Annotated in this window: 18 protein-coding genes and 2 pseudogenes; 11 read left to right on the top strand and 9 right to left on the bottom strand. The window is 61.4% G+C overall.

What is annotated here, in order from left to right; all coding sequences use genetic code 11:
* Positions 1-9: 9 nt before the first annotated feature.
* The 3 genes from FQ755_RS22765 to FQ755_RS22755 all read right to left on the bottom strand — a co-directional run bounded on the left by FQ755_RS22765 (position 10) and on the right by FQ755_RS22755 (position 1,641).
* Complete coding sequence (locus tag FQ755_RS22765) at positions 10-234, bottom strand: hypothetical protein (protein ID WP_144157278.1); 225 nt, start codon at positions 232-234, stop codon at positions 10-12.
* 235 nt (positions 235-469) lie between these two features.
* The gene (locus tag FQ755_RS22760) at positions 470-673 is read right to left on the bottom strand and encodes a cold-shock protein (protein ID WP_012428559.1); all 204 of its coding nucleotides are present in this window, start codon (positions 671-673) and stop codon (positions 470-472) included.
* Between the two features lie 329 nt (positions 674-1,002).
* Positions 1,003-1,641, bottom strand: a complete 639-nt coding sequence (locus tag FQ755_RS22755; protein ID WP_144157277.1) for a LysE family translocator — start codon at positions 1,639-1,641, stop codon at positions 1,003-1,005.
* Positions 1,642-1,908: 267 nt separating this feature from the next.
* Between FQ755_RS22755 and FQ755_RS22750 the strand changes: the two genes are divergently transcribed.
* The 3 genes from FQ755_RS22750 to FQ755_RS22740 all read left to right on the top strand — a co-directional run bounded on the left by FQ755_RS22750 (position 1,909) and on the right by FQ755_RS22740 (position 4,889).
* Positions 1,909-2,172: an H-NS family nucleoid-associated regulatory protein gene (locus FQ755_RS22750; protein WP_144157276.1), complete on the top strand. Its 264-nt coding sequence runs from the start codon at positions 1,909-1,911 to the stop codon at positions 2,170-2,172.
* Positions 2,173-2,304: 132 nt separating this feature from the next.
* Positions 2,305-3,816, top strand: coding sequence for a sugar ABC transporter ATP-binding protein (locus FQ755_RS22745; RefSeq protein ID WP_144157275.1), 1,512 nt, complete (start codon positions 2,305-2,307; stop codon positions 3,814-3,816).
* A gap of 116 nt (positions 3,817-3,932) precedes the next feature.
* A complete protein-coding gene (locus FQ755_RS22740; protein WP_260858802.1) occupies positions 3,933-4,889 on the top strand; it encodes an ABC transporter permease in 957 nt (318 codons plus the stop codon).
* Here FQ755_RS22740 and FQ755_RS22735 read toward each other — a convergent pair.
* The 4 genes from FQ755_RS22735 to FQ755_RS22720 are packed head-to-tail and all read right to left on the bottom strand — an operon-like array spanning position 4,880 to position 9,444.
* Complete coding sequence (locus FQ755_RS22735; protein ID WP_144157273.1) at positions 4,880-5,839, bottom strand: ABC transporter permease; 960 nt, start codon at positions 5,837-5,839, stop codon at positions 4,880-4,882. The genes FQ755_RS22740 and FQ755_RS22735 overlap by 10 nt on opposite strands.
* Positions 5,832-6,857: an ABC transporter permease gene (locus tag FQ755_RS22730; protein ID WP_144157272.1), complete on the bottom strand. Its 1,026-nt coding sequence runs from the start codon at positions 6,855-6,857 to the stop codon at positions 5,832-5,834. Before FQ755_RS22730 ends, FQ755_RS22735 begins: the two co-directional genes overlap by 8 nt.
* The gene (locus FQ755_RS22725; RefSeq protein ID WP_144157271.1) at positions 6,854-8,419 is read right to left on the bottom strand and encodes a sugar ABC transporter ATP-binding protein; all 1,566 of its coding nucleotides are present in this window, start codon (positions 8,417-8,419) and stop codon (positions 6,854-6,856) included. Before FQ755_RS22725 ends, FQ755_RS22730 begins: the two co-directional genes overlap by 4 nt.
* Positions 8,416-9,444, bottom strand: a complete 1,029-nt coding sequence (locus tag FQ755_RS22720; RefSeq protein ID WP_186308626.1) for a sugar ABC transporter substrate-binding protein — start codon at positions 9,442-9,444, stop codon at positions 8,416-8,418. The genes FQ755_RS22725 and FQ755_RS22720 overlap by 4 nt, the downstream gene beginning before the upstream one ends.
* Positions 9,445-9,680: 236 nt before the next feature.
* Between FQ755_RS22720 and FQ755_RS22715 the strand changes: the two genes are divergently transcribed.
* The 6 genes from FQ755_RS22715 to FQ755_RS22690 all read left to right on the top strand — a co-directional run bounded on the left by FQ755_RS22715 (position 9,681) and on the right by FQ755_RS22690 (position 16,181).
* Entirely contained in the window at positions 9,681-10,919 is a 1,239-nt protein-coding gene (locus FQ755_RS22715; protein WP_144157270.1) for an SfnB family sulfur acquisition oxidoreductase, read from the top strand.
* 4 nt (positions 10,920-10,923) lie between these two features.
* Positions 10,924-12,153, top strand: coding sequence for an SfnB family sulfur acquisition oxidoreductase (locus FQ755_RS22710; protein WP_144157269.1), 1,230 nt, complete (start codon positions 10,924-10,926; stop codon positions 12,151-12,153).
* A gap of 46 nt (positions 12,154-12,199) precedes the next feature.
* Entirely contained in the window at positions 12,200-13,579 is a 1,380-nt protein-coding gene (locus tag FQ755_RS22705; RefSeq protein WP_144157268.1) for an LLM class flavin-dependent oxidoreductase, read from the top strand.
* A gap of 66 nt (positions 13,580-13,645) precedes the next feature.
* The gene (locus FQ755_RS22700) at positions 13,646-14,716 is read left to right on the top strand and encodes a substrate-binding domain-containing protein (RefSeq protein ID WP_144157267.1); all 1,071 of its coding nucleotides are present in this window, start codon (positions 13,646-13,648) and stop codon (positions 14,714-14,716) included.
* Positions 14,717-14,820: 104 nt separating this feature from the next.
* Positions 14,821-15,399 carry an NnrU family protein gene (locus tag FQ755_RS22695; RefSeq protein WP_144157296.1) on the top strand — a complete coding sequence of 193 codons (579 nt, stop codon included), beginning with the start codon at positions 14,821-14,823 and terminating at the stop codon, positions 15,397-15,399.
* A 254-nt stretch (positions 15,400-15,653) separates the two neighbouring features.
* The gene (locus FQ755_RS22690) at positions 15,654-16,181 is read left to right on the top strand and encodes a hypothetical protein (protein ID WP_144157266.1); all 528 of its coding nucleotides are present in this window, start codon (positions 15,654-15,656) and stop codon (positions 16,179-16,181) included.
* Positions 16,182-16,349: 168 nt separating this feature from the next.
* Here the strand turns inward: FQ755_RS22690 and FQ755_RS38255 are convergent.
* Positions 16,350-16,498: pseudogene (locus tag FQ755_RS38255) on the bottom strand (protocatechuate 3,4-dioxygenase subunit alpha); the annotation flags it as partial.
* An 89-nt stretch (positions 16,499-16,587) separates the two neighbouring features.
* Between FQ755_RS38255 and FQ755_RS22680 the strand changes: the two are divergent.
* Positions 16,588-17,015 (top strand): annotated as a pseudogene (locus tag FQ755_RS22680) (2-oxoadipate dioxygenase/decarboxylase family protein); the annotation flags it as partial.
* 224 nt (positions 17,016-17,239) lie between these two features.
* The gene (locus FQ755_RS22675) at positions 17,240-20,179 is read left to right on the top strand and encodes an FAD-binding and (Fe-S)-binding domain-containing protein (protein WP_144157295.1); all 2,940 of its coding nucleotides are present in this window, start codon (positions 17,240-17,242) and stop codon (positions 20,177-20,179) included.
* A 55-nt stretch (positions 20,180-20,234) separates the two neighbouring features.
* Here FQ755_RS22675 and FQ755_RS22670 read toward each other — a convergent pair whose 3' ends face one another.
* Entirely contained in the window at positions 20,235-20,861 is a 627-nt protein-coding gene (locus FQ755_RS22670) for a helix-turn-helix domain-containing protein (protein WP_144157265.1), read from the bottom strand.
* Between the last annotated feature and the right edge of the window lie 39 nt (positions 20,862-20,900).

The raw sequence follows: 20,900 nt of genomic DNA, 5'->3' as shown, positions 1-20,900 counted from the left end.
GTCTTGGTCTTAGCCGCGGCTATCGACCCAGTTGCGCGCCCAGCGGCACGAATGCTGCAGCGCCTGTTCTTCGTTATTGAAGTAGTCGAGCGAATAGAACTGATAGCGCGTTTCCGCGGGCACATTGCCGGCGCGTTCGAGCAGCAGGTTGGAAGAAAACGAACCGTCAGGCAGCCGATGTGCCGAAGGTTGAACGGCATAGCCGTTGTAATGATGAGTGTGTTTGCTTTGCATTTTAATTTTAAATAGTCGCACGCGTGCGCGGCGTTCTGGACGAACCAGATCGGGCCGAAGCGAATGCGTATCGTGAGGGCGTTTAAGCCGGTCAAGCCAGGGGGAATGAAGGGAGCAAGCGAGGCGTTTGGCGCATCGAAAAACTGCTAAGCGATGGCCAGGTTTGGGAGAACAAACTCCGCGAGGATGTCGCTGCAGCCCGGTACCCGTTATCGGATACCGGACCCGTCAAACTTTACAGCGGCTTGATGTTAGCCGCTTGCAGACCCTTGGGGCCTTGCTTCGTTTCGAAGCTCACCTTCTGGTTTTCAGCCAGCGTCTTGAAGCCGTCGCCGCTGATTTCCGAGAAGTGAGCGAACAGGTCGTCGCCGCCCTTGTCCGGTGTAATGAAGCCAAAGCCCTTGCTGTCGTTGAACCACTTAACGGTGCCGGTATCCATGAAGAATCCTTGATGAAGAAAAAAGTAAATATTCGCTCGCTACGGAGCACGTGAAGCGTCAAGGAGGGAGAGGACAACGAATACCGCTGAGAGAGCGAGCAATTGATGAACAGCAATCGAACTTCTTGAACTTCGATGGCCACAATAGCGGTACGGGGCCACTGCCGTCAAGGAATATCTTGTAAAGTTTTCGACGGCCGGCACGCAATACCGCAGAAAACGCTCGGACCCTCTTAGGAAAGCGAAACGTTGAAAATCCCCTGCATGCCACGCCAGGTATGACGTTAGAGGAAACCTGGCGCGGTTGCGGAATGCTTTTAAGCCGGGAATTACAGGCCGATGCGATGCGCCGCAAAAATCAGGCGAAGCCCCAGCGCGGTGATGGCGCCGGCCGCCACGCGGTCCACCCACGTCTTGGCTCGCAGATACAGTTCGCGCGGACGCCGGCTGGAAAAGCACAACGCGACGACGGTGTACCAGCCTGCCTCGATCATGAAGATGGCGGGCGGCAGCGCGAAATAACACCACAGCGGCGGATGCTGCGGCAGCAGCGCAGCAAAGATACTGCCGTAATATATGGCGGTTTTCGGATTGCTGAGTTGTGTGCTTAAACCGACCCAGAAAGATTTACGCGGATTGGCGCTGGCATTAGCGTCGGCCTGATTGAAGGCGAGTGGCGTTTTGGCGTTGCGCCAGATCTTCGACGCCAGATAGATCAGGTACAGGCCACCCGCGACTTTCAGGCTCACATATAACCAGGTGACGGCGGCGAGCAAGGTGTACAGACCCAGCAGCGCGACACCGCTAAACAGCACGCCGCCGATTCCCATGCCCAAGGCCGTAGCCAGTCCGTCGCGCCGCGACAAGCCGATCGAGTTGCGCGCGACGATCACGAAGCTCGGCCCCGGACTCATTGCGCCGATCAGAAGCGCAGCAAGGATGGTGGCGACGGCGGTAGAGGGAGACATGGCGGCTTTCCTTGCAACGTGACGAGAGAAAGTACAGGGCCATAAAATAGCACGACGGTGCGCGTCGATCGACGCACTCGAGCCGCCTTTTTGCCGTGCGAGGCGGAAAAGAGGGATGCTAAAATTGCCGGATAGATGCTAAAGCGGCTTCGCAAAGAGGTCGCCCATCCGGTTCATAGATAGGCTGGCCGTTCACTGGTGAAGCCTGCGTTTTTCAAAAACCTGCTTTCAAAACGCGTGCAATTCGCACCGCAATATCGGTACGTCATGAAAGAGCGACAAGAACAAACCACGTTCGATTTCGACGGGAACGCGCGTGAACGCCTCGTCCTATGGATACGTCATCGCATGGACGAATACGGCATTACGCTCGAAGCATTGGCGGCATCGATCGAAGCGGATGCGGCTGCGATCAAGCCGGTAATGTACCGGGACGCCTTCGGTAATTCGTGGGACGGTCAGGGCGAAAAGCCGGACTGGCTCGCGCGGGCGATTTACGCCGGTCAGAGTATCGATCACTTTCGCTGTTAAGCCGCTCGGCTTCGGCCTGGCTGTCGCCGGACATGCTATCGATATGAGCAACGCTTCGTTGGCACACCCTTAGCGGGTGGCTACGATGGTCGGTCATCCGCTCTGAGCGCAGCCTCGTGCGCGTCCTCTTCGATGACTGCTCCAATCCTGACCGTTGCCGCCGTTTCCAAGCGTTTCGGCCCTACCGTGGCGCTCGATCGTGTCGATCTGTCGATCCGTGCGGGCGAGGTGGTCGCGCTGATGGGCGCGAACGGCGCAGGCAAGTCGACCCTCGTGAAGATTCTCAGCGGCGTGTATCGTCCGGATGCCGGTGAGCTCCGGGTGCGCGGAAAGCCGTTTCAGCCGGCTTCCCCTCAGGATGCTAAACAGCTGGGCATTGCGACCGTCCATCAATCGATTGCGGATGCTGTGGTGCCGACGCTTTCGATCGCAGACAATTTGTTGCTCGACCGCCTGTGCGATCCGGCTTCACCCTGGCGGGTATCGCCGGCGGTGCGCCGTCAGGCGGCTGCGCCGCTCGCGGCACGTGTGGGGCTGGATGTCGATCTGGCCGTGCCGCTTGCCACGTTATCGCTCGCCGCGCAGCAACTCGTGACGCTGGCGCGTGCGCTCGCGACGCGGCCTGCCTTGCTGATTCTCGACGAGCCCACGGCGAGTTTGTCGGCGCCCGAGGCGGAACGTCTGTTTGGACTCGTTGACCGGTTGCGCGCCGACGGCGTGGCGATTTTGCTCGTGTCACACCGGCTCGGCGATCTGCGGCGCGTTGCCGAACGCGTGACGATTGTGCGCGACGGCTGCATCGTCGCGGATCTGCCTGCACCGATCGACTTCGACGCCGCCATCGAAACGATGATCGGGCGGCCGTTGCGCAACCATGTTGCGACGAACGCGAGCGCAACTATAGCCCCGGCGGAGGTCGGGATCGCAGCGCCCATACCGTGCTTCAGCGCGCGCGATCTGCAACTGACGTCCGCTAGCATTCCCTTCGATCTCGACGTGCACCGCGGTGAAATCGTCGCCATTGCCGGCCCGGTAGGCGGTGGCAAGTCACGCTTCGCACGCGCGATTTTCGGCGCGGGACGTGTGGTTGCGGGGACCATGACACTCGACGGCCAGCCGTGGCGGCCACGCTCGCCCGCCGAGGCAATCCGCGCCGGCGTCTTCCTCGCGGGCGAAGACCGTTGGCGGACCTCGCTGTTTCCGGACAGCGTGCGGTTCGCTTCGATTGCCGGCACGCTTAGTTTTCCGTTCCTGTCACGCTGGTTTAGGTATGGCGGTCTTAAGCGTGCGCGAGAACAGCGTGCCGCGCGTGAAGCGATCGAACGCTTCGGGATTCGCTGCACCGGACCGGATGATCGTCTCAACCGGCTTTCCGGTGGCAATCAGCAAAAGGTCGTGCTGGCGCGTTGGCATGCGCAGCCCGCCCGGCTGCTGTTGCTGGATGAACCGTTTCAGGGCGTCGATGCCGGCGCGCGTGCCGATATCGTCGATACGCTGCGGCACCATGCTCAGGAGCGCGCCACGCTGGTCTTCGTCAGCGATCTCGAAGAGGCGTTCGAAATTGCCGACCGTGTGGTTCGCTTCGATCGTGCGTCGCTTGATCACGCAGTTCATGCCGATTTCACCTCTCACGTCCGCTCATGAAAACCACTGCTTCGATTCCCCCGGAGGCGGTCTCCGACGCCGCGCACACCACGTCTCAAGCCGGCATTCGACAGGGACGATTGCGCGGACTGCGCGCTCATCTTGAGCGGACCGGCATGCTGCTCGTGCTCGCATTGCTTGTCGTCGTGTTCGCCGTCAATCAGCCGGCTTTTCTGAATATCGACAACCTCTTCAGCATTCTGCAGGCGGTTTCGATTGTCGCGTTGCTCGGCATAGGCGTGACGGTGACGCTCGCCGCCGGCGGCTTCGATCTTTCCGTGGGCAGCGTGGCGGCCTCGGCACAGATGGCGGCTAGCTATGTGCTGATCGTATGGCATGGGAATGCTTTTGAAGCGGTCATTGCCTGCCTCGCACTCGGCGTGGCGGCAGGTCTTTTCAACGGCTTTCTGATTACCCGCCTGCGTGTTCCCGATCAACTGGCCACGCTCGGCACGCTGTTTCTGCTCGCGGGCCTGCAACTGATTCCAACCGGTGGCCGCTCGCTCGCAACAGGCACGATCTTGCCCGATGGCAGCGAAACAACCGGAGTGTTTCCCGACGCGTTTCTGGCACTCGGACGTCTGCGGTTGTTCGATGTGGTGCCGTTGCCCGTGATCATCCTGGTAGTACTAACCGTGGTGGCGTGCGTTGTGATGGAAACGACGCGCTGGGGGCGCGTGATCTACGCGATTGGCGGCAACGAAACCGCCGCACGCCTGGCGGGTGCGCCCACCGCGCGATACAGGATTGCCGCATACGTCGCCTCGGGCGCCATCGCCTCGTTGGGCGGCGTGCTGATTGCGGCGCGCGTGGGACGAGGCGACGTCAGCGCCGGCCATTCGATGCTGCTCGATGCCGTGGCGGCCGCGCTGGTCGGCTATGCGGTGTGGGGCGCCAAGCGTCCTAACGTGTTCGGCACGGTGGTGGGCGCGGTCTTTGTCGGCGTGTTGCTCAATGGCTTGACGATGTTGAATGCGCCGTACTACATGCAGGATTTCATCAAAGGCGTGCTGCTGGTCGGCGCATTGGCCTTTACGTTTAGCGTGGGGCGCGGCAGCGAGAATCATGCATAGCGGCCGCGCCGCTGCGCGAAGCTCACGGCCAGCACGGCGAAGATAAGCGCGCCGGTCGCCACCTGTTGCCAATAGAAATTCCAGCCAATCAGCAGCAAGCCATTGGCGACGAGGCTCAATAGCAACACGCCGAGCAATGTGCCGACGACGCCAGGTCGGCGCGCCGGCGACAGCGTCGTGCCGATGAAGGTCGCGCCGATCGCATTCAGCAGATAGCCGTTACCGGCCTGCGGCACATAGGCTTTGACAGTCGACGACAGCAGCAGGCCGACCACGCCATAAATCAACGCACTGGCGATAAACGTCGCGGCGGTGATGGTCGCCACCGGCAAGCCCGAATAACGCGCCACACCGGGTTGCGCGCCGAGCGCGGTGAGTTGCCGGCCTAAAGTGGAATGCGCCAGCGTGACATGTACCACGAGCGCCAGAATCGCGACGATCCATAACGGGACTGGCAATCCCGCGAGCGTGCCATGCGCCAGTTCTCCGAACAGTGGCGGCAACACGACGTTGAGCAGATACACGGGTTGACCGCCGTCGGTGGCGAGTTGCTGGACGGTTTGGCCGATGAACAGCGTGCCGAGCGTGGCGAGAAATGGCGCAATGCCGAACCATCCGGTCAGCAAGCCGTTGAAAGCGCCGACGAGAAACGCCGCTGCAAGGCCGCCCAATGCCGCGGACACTACGCCCGCATGATGCGCACTCAGCAGGACAAAGGCGAGACTGGCGACGTCGATGGACGTGCCGAGCGAAAGATCGATCGCGCCTAACGATAATGCGATTGTCATGCCAAGCGATGCAATTGCCAGTAGTGCGAAATTATTCAGCAGGACATCGGAAAGATTATCGAACCGTGCGAAACCCGGTGCAAAGACCGCAAAGAAGGCGGTCACCGCAATCAATGCGCCCACCAGCGCGAAGCGCTGCAAGCGGCTTATCTGTTCAATCATGAGCGTGATTTCCTGCATGGCGGCGCACCAGCGCGGTCGTGGCGACGACGAACAGGATCAACCCCCCTTCCACGCCGTTGACCCAATAGCTCGAAACGTTATCGAGCTGAAACCCGTTGCTGATGACGCCAATAAACAGAACGGCGAGCAGCGTGCCCGGAATGGTCGGCACGAGCCGACGCGAAAAGACCACGCCGAGCAGCGCGGCGGCCACAGTTGCGAGCAGATTCTCTCCCGCACCGGGCGAACTGCCGCTCAATAGCGCGGTGGAGGCCAAAGCGGCCAACGCCGCGGCGATTCCGCTCAACACGTAGCTCGCGGCAATATAGCGGGTCGGGCGTATTCCAGCGGCTTGCGCTGCATCGCGATGAGCGCCGGTGGCGCGCAGCCGTAGCCCAAATGGCGTGTAGTGAACCAGCGCGGTGAACAATGCGGCGGCCGCGAGCAGCGCGTAGGCGAGATGCGGCACGCCGAACGTGCCATTGTCGAGCAGGAAACTGAGCAAGGCGCCGCTCGCAGGCACCGAGGTGTTCTGCGTCAACACCAGTTCGAAACCGGCACAGAGATTCATCGTCGTCAGCGTGGCAAGCAGCGGAAAGATGCGCAGCACGATGACGGCAAACGCATTGAGCGCGCCGACTCCTGCGCCCGCTGCAAGCGTCAATAGCAACGCCGTAATGGGTGCGGCGTCTTCACGCTGCGCAACGGCATAAACCGCCGCGCACAGCCCGAGATTGGCCGCCACCGAAAGATCGAGACCCCCTCTGAGCGGATCTGCGCCGCCGCCGATCAGCACGATTGTCAAACCAAAGCCGAGAATCCCGACGACTGCGGATTGCTGCAATACATTGGCGAGATTCGCAATTGTAAAGAACAGCGGCGAACTCACGGCGAAGCCGATAAACACCACTGCAAACGCAAGCGCCGCGCCGCTTCTCAACCACCATTGCGCGCCTGGGAACTGCGCGGGCCGCTCGAATTTCCGGCTACGTGGCGTGGCATCGAGCACTTTGCTCATGCGGCAATCTCCTGTTGCGTCGTCGAGCCTTGCGCACTGCGCGCGCCGGTGGCCCATGCCAGCACGTCCTGGCTATCGGCGTCACGCGAGACCAATTCGCGCACGATGCGGCCACGCGCCATCACGAGTACGCGGTCGGTGATGCCGAGCAGTTCGATCAGGTCGCTGGAGAACAGCAGGACGCCGGCGCCGTCGCGGGCAAGCTGGTCGAGCAGACGATAGATTTCCGTCTTCGCGCCGACGTCGACACCGACTGTGGGTTCGTCGAGCAGATAGAGCGAAGACGTGCGGCTTAGCCACTTGGCGAGCGCAATTTTTTGCTGGTTACCGCCGGAGAGATGCCGTACCGGCGTTTCCGTGCTGGACGTGCGCACTGCCAGCTCTTCGATCAGGCGCTGCACGGTTTGGGTTTCGCGGCGCTGCGCCAGCAGACCGAAACGGCTGAAGCGGGCGAGGCTGGCAAGCGTCGTGTTCTCGCGCACGGAGAGCGCCGGCGCGACGCCGTGCGCGCGCCGGTCCTCAGGTACGAACGCAATATGCCGGCGCACGGCATCCTGTGGACGACGCAGGCGCGCTTTCTTGCCGTCGATTTCGATCTCGCCCTCTACGCCACGCTCAAGGCCGAACAGGCTGCGCACCAGAGATTTGCCGCCGGAGCCGAGCAAGCCGGTGATGCCGACGATTTCACCGCGCCGCACGTCGAACGAAACGTTTTCGAAGCGGCCCGGCGCGCTCAGATCGCGCACCTCAAGGACGACATTCCCTGGCATGCGCGCGGGCGCTGCGGTCTGTGCCTGTGTTGTCTGCGTACCGATCATGGCGCTGACGAGTGCTTCGGTCGGCGTCTGCCGTGCATCGACGCGGGCGACGTCGACGCCGTCGCGCAACACCGTGACCTGATCGCAGATTGCCGCGATCTCGTTCAGATAGTGCGAAACGTACAGGATGGTCAGGCCGCGTTGCCGCAGAAGATCGATGGTTTGCAACAGACGATCCACTTCGCGGCTGACGAGTGCCGCCGTCGGTTCGTCGAAGACGAGAATGCGAGGCTCGCGGATCAGTTCACGGGTGATCTGCACGATCTGCTGTTCGGCGACGCTTAGATCGCCAATGAGCCGATTTGGTGCGATATCTACGCCAAAGTGGGTGTGCAAGGCATCACGCGTATCGCGCTGCAGGCGTCGTATGTCAAGCAGCCTGAAGCCGCCCGCTGCTTTCGGGCCGATGGTTCGCTCGGCGCCAAGCCAGAGCGCCTCGGCTACCGTAAAGGTGGAAGGTAGTAAGCGTTCCTGATGAATGAAGCCAATTCCCGAAGCGCCCGCATGCGTCGATGCCGTGTGCGTCTGTACGATGCCGTCGACGGCAATCGCGCCTGAATCCGCGCCATGAATGCCGGCGAGAATCTTGATCAGCGTCGACTTGCCCGCGCCGTTCTGCCCGATCAGGCCATGAACGGTGCCGCGCGCGACCGTCAGCGAGGCGCCGCGCAACGCCGGCACGCCGTCGAAGTGTTTGACGACGTCGCGCAGTTCGAGCGCGGCGGCATGATCGCCGTGGCTCATTTTGCGGCGAGCTGGCCGAGGGTCTGCTGGACCGTGCCGGCGTTATCCTTGGTGACGAGAATCGACGGCACGTAGGTATACGGTGCCAGCGTGCGATCGCCGGCGAGATAACGCGCGACGTTATCGACCGCCGTCTTGCCGATTAAAGCAGGCTGCTGCGCGACCACGGCCGCGGCGCTCGACTTCGGATCTTTCACGAGCGTGACGACGTCCGGACTGCCGTCGACGGCGTAAGTCCTGATCTCGTCACGATGCGCGGCATCCACAGCCTGCGTGGCGCCCACCTGCGGTACGTCCCACGCGGACCAGATTGCTGCGACCTGTCCCTTGGGATACTTTTGCAGCAACTGGCTGACCTGCGCATACGCGCTTTGCACCGTATTCGGAATCACGTCGCGCAACTCGGGCTGGATGATATGCACTTTCGGGTAGTATTTGAGCACCGCCTTAAGCTGGTCGTAACGGATCGCGCATACCGGCACGCCGTAAAAGCCGTTGAAGACGAGGATGTTGCCTTCGCCGTGGATATCGTTAACGAGCTTTAGCGCGAGTTGTTCGCCGATAAAGAAGTTGTCCGAGGTCGTATCGTTAAGGCTCGATGGCGAAGCGGTGTCGATCGTAAACAGCGGGATGTTGGCCTGGCGGATTTTCTGCAACCACGGCTCGAGCACTGTTGCGGTACCCAATTGCTCGACGATAGCATCCGGCTTCTGCGCGATCAGCGTCTGGATCTGCGCGATTTGCCGATTGTCGTTGCGGCCCGCATCCAGCGCGATCGGTGTGCCGCCCAGGCGCTTCACTTCATCGACGGCGCCCTGGTATGCCTTCAGGTCCCAGTAGTGGTCAGTACCCGCGGCTGTAATGCCGATGCGCTTGCCTTTCAGTGAAGGCACGGATGCGGTGCTGTCTGCAGCATCGGCAGCGGGCGCTGCGCCTTGCGCGTGAGCTTGAATGGCAATGCCGCCGCTTATGCCGAATACGGTCGCGGCCAGCAACGAGAAGAGAGGGGTGTGCAAGCGTGTCATGGTTTCCGAATCAAAGAGGCAGGGATGTCCAGCTTGCAACGACTCTAATCAACAACCCGTCACGCATGAAACCATCAAATCGGACTATGGTTATCAGATTCGAGTCGAAGTGCTTATGCGCGATTGCGCGAAAGTTGGTTTGCCATCCGAAGGAATATCTATTTCTCAATCGTTCAGTTTGCGCACGTCGTACCCGCTGATAGATTGTGCGAACAGTCATTCAAGCGGAGATTCGTATGGCCGAGCTTTACGAAGCGACCTCATCGCCTACGAGCGATACGGGTCAGCATGCGGTGCGCGTCATTCACGACAACGCCCAGGCCATCGCCGTGGCGCGCGAACTGGCGGCGCGCCTCGCGCAAGGCGCGCCGGAACGCGACCGCGAGCGCCGCTTGCCGCATGAAGAGATCGAATGGTTTTCGCAATCCGGGTTATGGGCGATCACGGTGCCTAAGGCATACGGTGGCGCCGGTGTTTCCTTCGTCACGCTGACTGAAGTGATCAAGATCATCGCGGCGGCGGACCCTTCATTAGGCCAGTTGCCGCAAAATCACTTTGGTCTGGTGGATGTAATTTCGCTGACCGGCACCGAGGAACAGAAACGCTATTTCTTTGCGCAGATACTGAACGGCAAGCGCTTCGGCAATGGCTTCTCGGAGAAGGGCACGAAGCATGTGCTCGATCTGAAAACACGCGTGCGGCGCGACGGCGACGACTATGTGGTCGACGGCACCAAGTTTTATTCGACCGGCGCATTGTTCGCACACTTCGTGCCGGTGCTGGGTCTCGACGACGACCGCAAAGGCTGGCTCGCTTATATACCGAAGGGTACGCCGGGCCTCAATGTGATCGACGACTGGTCGGGTTTCGGTCAACGCACCACGGCAAGCGGCACAGTGGTGCTCGAAGCGGTGCGCGTGCCGGGCTCGCATGTCTTCCCGGCGCATCGAGTCTCTGATTTCCCCACACTGAACGGCCCGATCTCGCAGATCATCCAGGCCGCAATCGACGCCGGCATCGCGCAAGCCGCATTGGCGGACACGCTGACGTTCGTGCGTACCCGCTCGCGGCCGTGGATCGATAGCAGCGTCGAACGTGCAAGCGACGACCCGTTGACGGTGCGTGAGGTCGGTCATCTGCATATTCAGTTGCATGCGGCAGAGGCGCTGCTCGAACGCGCCGCCCGCACTCTGGATCTCATTGCTGCCAAGGGCGAAACCACTGAGGACGATGTGGCCTTGGCCTCAGTGGCAGTAGGCGAAGCAAAGGTCTTGACCACGGAAATCGCCTTACTGGCGAGCGAAAAACTCTTCGAATTGGCAGGTACGCAGGCGACGCTGGGCGAGCATAACCTCGACCGGCACTGGCGCAACGCGCGCACACACACGCTGCACGATCCGGTACGCTGGAAATATCATCTTGTCGGCAACTACTATCTGAACGGCGTCAAACCAGCCCGCCATCCGTGGAACTGACGCTATGAATGCTTTCGCAGAATCGATGATCCCGCGCGCACCTCATGCGCCGCAGGCGGCGCGTATCGCAGACGATCAGCAGGCGCTGGATGTTGCGCATGAAGTGGCGCGGACGATTGCCGAAGGCGCTTCGCAGCGGGACCGTGAGCGGCGCCTGCCGTATGCGGAGATTGGCATTTATTCGGCGAGCGGTCTATGGGGCATTGCCGTGCCGCGTGAGTTCGGCGGCGCGGAGGTTTCTTATGCCACGCTTGCGGAAGTTACCGCGATTATCTCGGAGGCGGACCCTGCGATAGGGCAGATTCCGCAAAATCACTTCTATATGCTCGAGGTGTTGCGCGTGAACGGCACGCGAGACCAGCGGGCGTTCTATTTCGCACGCGCGCTGGCAGGGGAACGATTTGGCAATGCGCTCTCCGAGCGAGGCACTAAAACAGTAGCGGACTATCGGACCACACTCACGCCGGATGGTGACGGCTTTCGCATCAACGGCACCAAGTTTTATTCGACGGGTGCCCTGTTCGCGCAATGGATTCCGATTGTCGCCAGAGCGGCCGACAACACGCTGCATGTCGCTTTCGCCAGCGCGCAAACGCCTGGCTTGTCCATCGTGGATGACTGGTCTGGTTTCGGGCAGCGCACGACCGGCAGCGGCACGACTACGCTAGACAATGTCTATGTCGAAGCGTCGGCCGTGGTGCCATACAGTGCTGCCTTCGATGCGCGGCCCACGACCGTTGGCCCCATTGGTCAACTCATTCATGCAGCGGTGGATCTCGGTATTGCTCGCGCGGCAATTGCAGATGCACGGCGTTTTGTGCGCGAACGCTCGCGTCCGTGGATCGACAGCGGAGTCGAGCGCGCCAGTGACGATCCGTTGACGCTCGAATTGTTCGGCAAACTCGCGCTGCAACTGCACGCGGCTGAGGCTCTAGTGGAGCGTGCGGGCCGTCGCGTGGATGCGGCGGTCAAGGAGTCGACGGCACAGACGGTGGCGGCGGCCTCGATTGCCGTAGCCGAAGCACGCGCCGCGACAACCGAGGCGGCCTTGCAGGCGTCTACGCGTCTGATCGAATTGGCCGGCACCCAGGCGACGCTCGCCGAACACAATCTCGACCGCCACTGGCGCAATGCACGTACCCACACGCTGCACGATCCGGTGCGCTGGAAATACATCGCGGTGGGCAATTATTACCTGAACGACGTGCTGCCGCCGCGCCACGGCGCGATCTAAAGCGCGCGTGGCGGGCTTATTCGTATCACTCTAACCGGGTCCGACTATGGCCAGACAGATCCGTCTAAACGCATTCGACATGAATTGCGTCGGACATCAATCACCGGGCTTGTGGGCACATCCGCGCGACACGTCCTGGCGCTACAAGCACCTCGATTACTGGACCGACCTCGCGAAACTATTGGAGCGCGGCAAGTTCGACGGCCTGTTCATCGCCGACGTGCTCGGCATCTACGACGTGTTCAACGGCAATGGCGAGGCCGCGATTCGCCAGGCCGCGCAGGTGCCGGTCAACGATCCGGTCCTGCTGGTCTCGGCGATGGCTAACGTAACCGAGCATCTGGGTTTTGGCGTGACGTGCTCGTTGTCGTACGAACATCCCTATCCGTTTGCGCGCCGCATGTCGACGCTCGATCATCTGACCAATGGACGAGTGGGTTGGAACATCGTTACGTCGTATCTGGATAGTGCGGCCCGCAATGTCGGCTTGCCGAGCCAGGCGAATCACGACGAGCGCTATGCGCTGGCCGAAGAGTATCTGGACGTCTGCTACAAACTGTGGGAATCGTCATGGGAAGACGATGCCGTGGTGCGTGATGCGGCGCGTCAGGTCTTCACGGAACCGTCGAAGGTGCATCCGATCGAGCATCATGGCCATTATTTCGATGTGCCAGGAATTCACCTGTGCGAACCGTCGCCGCAGCGCACGCCGGTGCTCTATCAGGCCGGCGCATCGAAGCGCGGCAAGGATTTCGCCGCGCAGCACGCCGAATGCATTTTTATCGCCGCGCCGTCGCGCACCATTCTCAAGCAGTTCGTGGCCGATATTCGCGCGCGCGTGAAGTCGTTCGGGCGCGATCCGCATGATGTGCTGATTTTCAACCTGCATACCGTCATTACGGGCAGAACCTCGGCCGAAGCGCATGCCAAGCACGCGGACTACCGACGCTACGCCAGCGACGAAGGCGCGCTGGCGCTGATGTCGGGATGGACCGGTATCGATCTGTCGAAGTACGACCTCGATGAGCCGCTGCGTCACGTGGAGAGCAACGCGGTGCAATCCGCGGTGGAAGCCCTGTCGAGCGCCGATCCGACAAAAGTATGGACCGTGCGCGAGATTGCGAAATGGGGCGGCATAGGCGGTCTTGGACCGTTGTCGGTTGGCGATCCGCAGGAGATTGCCGATGAACTGCAATCATGGGTCGAGGAGACCGACGTCGACGGTTTCAATCTCGCCTACGCGCTGACGCACGAGACCTTCAGCGATTTCGTCGAACTTGTGGTGCCGGAATTGCAGCGGCGCGGCGTCTACAAAACCGAATATACCAACGGCTCGCTGCGCGAAAAGCTGCATGGCGGCGGCCCACGTTTGGCGGAACCGCATCCGGGCGCACGGTATCGCGCACGCCATACCGCGCACGCATGATTCGATCCTGCGCCTGCCAGTAAATGCTTTCTATAAACCGTTCAGATATAGCGCTGAGGAGCCCAAATGAAATATTTGAATCGCCGTAAGTTTCGTGCGCGTCACGCGGTTTGTGCCTTGGCGCTGCTTTCTGCCGCTGTTTTGCTCGGGCAGACGACACAGGCGGAGCCGCTTAAAGGCGCGCCAGCGCCGTTCAATAAGGGCGGTGTGAAGATTGCGCTGGTCAATTATCTGTCCACCGGCGATTTCTTCCAGGCCTATGAGGCCGGCGCGCAAAAGCAGGCAAAGGCGCTCGGCATCGATTTGCGCATCTACGAAGGGCGGCAAGACGCTGCCGAGGAGCGCGAGCAGATCCAGCAGGCGATTAGCCTGGGCGTGTCGGCGATCATCGTCAATCACGGCTTGCCGGAATCGCTGAGGGACGTGGTGCAGCGCGCGCTCGACAAGGGCATCAAGGTCGTGGCTTTCGACGTCGATCTGAACAATCCCAAAGTGCCGCAGATCGAACAAAGCGATCACGATCTGGCCACCTTGCTTTTGAATCAGGCCGTCAAGGACAACGGCGATGCGTTCGCGGCGGGCTACGTGTATGTGGCGGGGTTTGCACCGCTCGATCGGCGCGATGCGGTGTGGCGCGACTTCAAGACGGCTCATCCCCAGGTGCAGGAGAAGGCGCGCTGGGGCACGGTGGATAACCCGATCGCGCAGTCGGTGGCGAATCAGGCGGCTGCGGCGTATCGCGCGCATCCGGAGATTCGCGTGGTGTTCGCGCCTTACGACGAATTCGCGCGCGGCGCGACGCTGGCGGCCAGCGAAGCGAATCTCGGCTCGAAGATCCGCATTTACAGCGCGGACATTTCGACGGCGGATATCGAGGCGATCCGCGCACCGAACAGTGCATGGGTCGCGACGGCTGCGACCAATCCGGCGGTGGTGGGCGCGGTCTCGGTGCGCGCGGCCGCGTTGGAGGTGGCCGGCGCAGACCCGGGGCATCAGATTGTCGTCAAACCGACGCTAATTACGCGTGATGACCTCGTGAAGAACGACATCAAAACGGTCGCGGAATTGGGCAGCAAATTCCCGGCTTTTCGCTCGAGCGACGCAGCGAGTGCAGCCTGGATTCCGGTCGCGGAGTGATGCCGTGGATCGGTTAGACCCGGCATTGAAGCCGGCATTGGCAGTCTCCGAGTCTTGAGCGACAATCGCGGCGATTGGTCGACACCCGTCGCGGGGAGCTTGCCATGTCGGTATTGATACTGGGTTTGGTGGTTTTTCTGGGCGCGCATTCGGTGCGCATCTTTGCTGAGCCGTGGCGTGAGCGGCAGATTGCGCGGCTGGGCGAGAAGTCGTGGAAGGGCGCTTATTCGCTCGCGTCGGGCGTGGGGTTGGTCTTGATCATTTGGGGCTACGGGATCGCGCGACGCGATCCAGTGGTGTTGTGGACGCCGCCGGTCTGGGCGCCGCATCTTACGGCGTTGTTGACGCTGATCGCTTTTATTCTCTTCGTTGCGGCTTACGTTCCGCGTAATCACCTCAAAGCCTGGGTTCATCATCCGATGGCGCTTAGCGCGGCGTTGTGGGCGTTCGCGCATTGGCTGGCGAACGGGACCTTGAATGCGATCGTGCTGTTTGCGGCTTTTTTTGTTTGGGGCGTGCTGGATTTTCGCGCCGGGCGGCGGCGCGATGCAACCTCAGGCGTGGTTTATGTCGTTGGCAGCTTGGGCGGTGATGCGATTGTCGTTGTAAGCGGCGCGGTAGCCTGGGTGGCATTTGCCTTTTGGCTGCATGGATGGTGGATTGGAGTGCGGCCATTGGGGTGAAGCTCTTTTGCCTTGCAAAAACTTCGCTTGATATTCGTGGCTGGCCGTATAAATTGGTGATCGCCTGATGCGTCAGCATTGTTGCGTCATGAAGAATGGCGCCCCTGATTCATCCAGTTAAGTAAACACACGCGTATTGCCAGAGGTGCACTTCCGACTTTATTGATGCTGCAGTGCAGCCGTCGTCCTTGCGGCGCGTCGCATGCCCTGAGGTCCCCGGATGCGGATAAAGCCGGCCACGTTCGGAGATGATCATGAGCAAACTGACTGTGACGATCAAGCATGAATTGATGGAGATGTTGCCGCCGACCATTTTTTTCTTCGTTATCCTGCACATTGTTGCGATCATTCGCGAGTTGATGACAAAGGGCGCAGGTGTCTCGTTGCAGACGTCGCTTTCCGTCACGGTCGCCGCCTTGATTCTCGGTAAGTCGGTGCTGCTCGCCAATCTACTGCCGTTCATCAACCGCTTTCCGGAGAAGCCGTTGATATGGAACGCCGGATGGCGCACCTTGATTTATGCCTTGGTGGCTTTGTTCGTCCACTACCTGGAGCACCTGTATGACTACTGGAAAGAAACGTCTGGTCTGATTTCCGCCAACCATATGCTGCTCGCCAATCTCAACTGGGCGCATTTCTGGGCGATCCAGATTTTGTTGGTGACGCTGATCGCCAATTACTGTGTGCTTGCCGAATTGGCCCGCGTAATGGGCCCCAATAGGCTTAAGGTGCTGTTCTTTGGTCCGATGCCGACTAAGCCAGCCGCGCAGGCTGCCGGCTAATCACAAAGTGTTGGACGGTCTGCTCCGGTTCGTCACACGGCTATATCGCGGCTATAAAACAAAAAAAAGCCCGCACGCGGCGGGCCCAAACTTACTCGGAGTTTCGCAATCAAAGTCGCATCGCGAAGCCGCGATCCTACCGTGCGATTGTGAAAGCGGCGTGAAAGCTCATAAATCGAAGAATACGGTTTCGTATTCGCCCTGCATGTGGATATCGAACCGGTAAACCGGTTTGCGGGTCCCGGGCTCGCGCCGCGCAAGCAAGGTCGCGCGGCGTTCCAAGGCACTGGAGCCAGCACCGGGCCGCTTTCACTGGCAGCGATACCTCCAGCATGGCATCGCCCATCACTTTGCCGCCGTCGTCAAGCACGCGCCCGTCGCCGCCGGGATTGGCGTTGATCGACGCGTCGTGCAGTTCTTCGTCAGCGAACTGCATCCCGAGCGTTTTTCGGCGGAGTTTCAGCAGGCGATCAGCAATATAATCGGCGCGTTGCGCGATACGTTGACGCCCGTTGCCACGGCGCACTGGTGGGAGCTTGAGCGCGAGAGCGTCTTGCCGCTCGACGCGGCGCATGAATTGCTGCCGTTGATCGTGGCTGCGTTTGCGCGGCAACACGAGATACCCCACGAGGCGGATTACGAAGTATTGTTGAAGGAATCGGCAAAAATGGCGTAGATCGCCACCGAAGGCAATGCGTCCAATCACGCGACAGATCGCGTCGCGGATGTGTTCCAGCTTGCGGATGAGGCAAACGCACGTTCGATCAGGACACACGCCGCTGGGAAACCGACCTGCGTTTCGACGCCGGCAATGCCCAGGGGATCTTCAGATGATCGCGGCTCAAGATCAGGCCACTTGAGCTTGGATTTGGCTTGAGCCGCGGCCCTATGTACGAGGTGCTGTTGAAGTGGAATCATCAACCGATGATGCGGGTTTCCAAGCCGTTGGGGCAGGTGTTGTAGTGAGCGCGCGTGACAGCAAGGTCGCAGCCGAAGCGGGCGCGCTGGCGGCTGATGTCAAAACCGTCGCCACGCCGTTTCGTGGCACGGCCGCTGTCATGCAGTCGCTCGAAGCCGATTTGCGCCAGCATGTGCGCGGCGAAGTGCGTTTCGATCAGGCGTCGAAAGCGCTATACACGTCCGACGCATCGAACTACCGGCAAGTGCCGCTGGCGGTGGTGGTCCCTGCCGACGTCGACGATCTGCTCGCCACCGTCGCCGTGTGCCGGCGCAACGACGTGCCGTTTCTGCCGCGTGGCGGCGGCACGTCGCAGAACGGCCAGTGCGTGAATGTCGCGGTGGTTGCGGACGCCAGCAAATACGTGAATCGTGTTGTCTCGGTGGATCCGGTGGCGCGCACGGCGCTCGTCGAACCCGGGGTGGTTTGCGATACCTTGCGCGATGCCGCGGAACAGCATGGCCTCACGTTTGCACCGGACCCGGCCACGCACAGCCGCTGCACGCTCGGCGGCATGATCGGCAACAACTCGTGCGGCGCGCATTCGGTGATGGCGGGCAAGACGGTCGAGAACATCGAGGCGCTCGAAATCGTCACATACGACGGTGCGCGCTTCTGGGTGGGTCCGACTGCCGACGACGAACTCGAACGCATCATCGCAGCCGGCGGCCGCCAGGGCGAAATTTATGCGGCGCTCAGGCAACTGCGCGACACCTATGCCGATCTGATCCGCGCGAAGTTTCCGCAGATCAAGCGGCGCGTGTCCGGCTTCAATCTCGATCAACTGCTGCCGGAAAACGGCTTCAATGTCGCGCGCGCGCTGGTCGGCACGGAAGGCACGTGCGCGGTCACCTTGCAGGCTAAAGTGCGGCTCGTGAAGAGCCCGGCAAAACGCGTGTTGCTGGTGCTCGGCTTCGCGGATATCTTCACGGCCGCCGACGCGGTGCCGCATTTCATGCAGTGCGGGCCGATTGCGATTGAAGGACTCGACCGCGCGATTATTCGCGGACTGCAGGCGCGTGGTTTGAAAAAGGAAGAGATCGCGCTGCTGCCCGAAGGCGACGCGTGGGTCGTGCTCGAATTCGGCGCGGATACGCATGAAGCGGCGGTGAGTCAGGCGCGTGCGGCGGCCGAGCTTTTCGCGTCGGGCGTGGCGGGTGCGAACGTTTCGAGCATGCTGGTCGAAGAGCGCGCGTTGCAGGCGAAGGTGTGGTCGATCCGCGAGACGGGGGCGTCGGCGGTGGCGTTGTCGATCGATCCGGCGCGGTCGGATCCGGTGGTGGGCTGGGAAGACGCCGCGGTGGATCCCATGCGGCTCGGCGATTATCTGCGCGCGTTCCAGGCGATGGTCGACCGCTATGGTTATGAAACCAGCCTGTATGGTCACTTCGGCGACGGCTGTGTGCATGCGCGCATTACCTTCGATCTGCGCACGGCGGAAGGCATTGCGACGTGGCGCCGCTTTCTGCGCGAAGCGGCAGAACTGGTGGTCGAATTCGGCGGTTCGCTTTCCGGCGAACACGGCGACGGCCAGGCGAAGGCCGAATTCCTGCCCATCATGTATGGCCCGGAATTGATGCAGGCGCTGGAACAGTTCAAGGCGATCTGGGATCCGGCCAACCGCCTCAATCCCGGCAAGGTGGTGCATGCCTACCGCGCCGACGAAAATCTGCGCATGGGGCCGGCGTATCGGCCGGTGACGTTGCAGACGAAGCTGACGTTTGCAAGCCAGGAGGGCGATGGCTTTCAACGCGCGCTCGAACGCTGCATCGGCATGGGCAAATGCCGTTCGCTCGACGGCGGCACGATGTGTCCCAGTTTCCGTGCCACACGCGAGGAGAAATATTCGACCCGTGGACGCGCGCATCTGTTCTGGGAGATGTTGCAAGGCGAAGTCATCACCGATGGCTGGCAGAGCCACGAAGTCAAGGAAGCGCTCGACACGTGCCTTGCCTGCAAGGGCTGCAAGTCGGATTGTCCGACGCATACCGACATGGCGTCGTACAAAGCGGAATTCCTTTCGCACTACTATGAAACGAATCGTAGGCCGCGACAGGCGATGTTCATGGGCCGGATCGGCGAATGGGCGCCGCTTGCCGCGCGCTTTGCGCGCCTGACCAACTTCATGACGTCGGCGCCGGGCATTGCACCGCTGGGCAAGTGGATTGCGGGTGTGGCGCAAGCGCGCGAGTTGCCGAAGTTTGCGCGGCAGACGTATCGGGAGCGTGTGCGGCGGGCGGAGGGGGTTAAGGGCGGTGCGCCTAACCCGGCCGCGCGCAAGGTAATCCTTTGGGTGGACACGTTCAGCGACCACTTCTCCCCCGAGATCGCGCAAGCGGCTGCCGACGTATTGACGCAACTCGGCTGGCACGTCGTGCTGCCGGAAAACCGCCTGTGCTGCGGCCGTCCGCTCTATGACTTCGGCCTGCTCGAGCGCGCGCGCGAACTGCTGGTGAACGTGCTTGACGATCTCGCCGACGACATCGCTGCCGGCGTGCCGCTGGTGGGTCTCGAACCCGGTTGCCTGTCCGTCTTCAAGGACGAGTTGCTCAAGCAGTTGCCCGATCACGCGTTGGCAAAGCGTTTGTCGGCGCAGACCTTTCTGTTTTCCGACTTCGTGGTGCGCGAGCCGTTCGACTGGCCGAAGCTCGACGCCGATGTCGTCGTGCATGGCCATTGTCATCAGAAGGCGCTGTTCGGCATGCAAGGCGACACGGCGCTGCTGCAGCGGCTCGGCGTCAAATGGAAACTGCTGGACACGGGATGCTGCGGAATGGCGGGATCGTTTGGCTTTAACGCCGAGCATCACGCGCTGTCCGAGAAGATCGGCGAAGACAAACTGTTTCCGGCGCTTCGCAGCGCGGCGGCTGAGACCATCGTGCTGACGAACGGCTTTAGTTGCCGCGAGCAGATCGAGCACGGCACCGGACGTCATGCGTTACATATTGCGCAACTGGCGCAGCGGGCTTTGGCCTCGCGCAAGGCGATGCAGGCGGGCGGTGAAGCTGCGGGAGCCGGCGCGGCGAAAGCCGCTTCATAACCGCAGCGGCGAGCCGCTCATTCGCGCGCGTGCGGCGGATCGGTTTAGTGCGCGCCTACTTCTTGGCGGCGTCCACCGGCGCCTGTGGAATATCGGCACTGGTGGCCATCCACAAGACTTCCGCGTCTTCGTCGCTGGTGGAGACGGCGGCGTGGCCTGTGCGGCTGTCGAAGTAGATGCTGTCGCCCGCGTTCAGATGCGTCGGGGCGTACAGCTCGGAGTACAGGCACACGCTGCCGCTGATCACGTAGAGAAACTCCTCGCCTTCGTGCCGTCCCCAATCGTCGAACGCATCGAGCGTGTGCGCCGAGATGCGAATGCGAAACGGCAGCATCGCCTTGTGAGCGAGGTCGGTGGCGAGCAGTTCCATCTGATAGCCGCGATACGCGTGGCGCTGGCCGGCGTCTTTGCGGGTCAAGGCGCGGCGGCCGCCGGCGCTAACCTTTGGCGTCGATCCAAACAGTTCGCCGATCTCGATCTTCAGCCCGAGCACGATCTTTTGCAGCACGTCGAAAGTGGGTGACATCAGGCCGTTTTCGACTTTCGACAGCGTCGAGCGTGATACGCCGCACAGGCGGCTCGCGGTTTCGAGCGTCAGATCCTGCGCCTGGCGCGCGGCTCGCACGCGCCGGCCCAGATCCGAGGTGGACGGCTCGGCAGGTTTGGTGAGAGGGTGATCCATGATCCAGGGGACAAAAGCGCGCCGCATGGCGTGCAATGT

It is taken from the genome of Paraburkholderia sp. BCC1885 (assembly GCF_900996235.1).
GTDB lineage: Bacteria > Pseudomonadota > Gammaproteobacteria > Burkholderiales > Burkholderiaceae > Paraburkholderia.
Note: the sequence above shows the minus strand (reverse complement) of the source record. Positions and strands in the feature narration are given on the sequence as shown.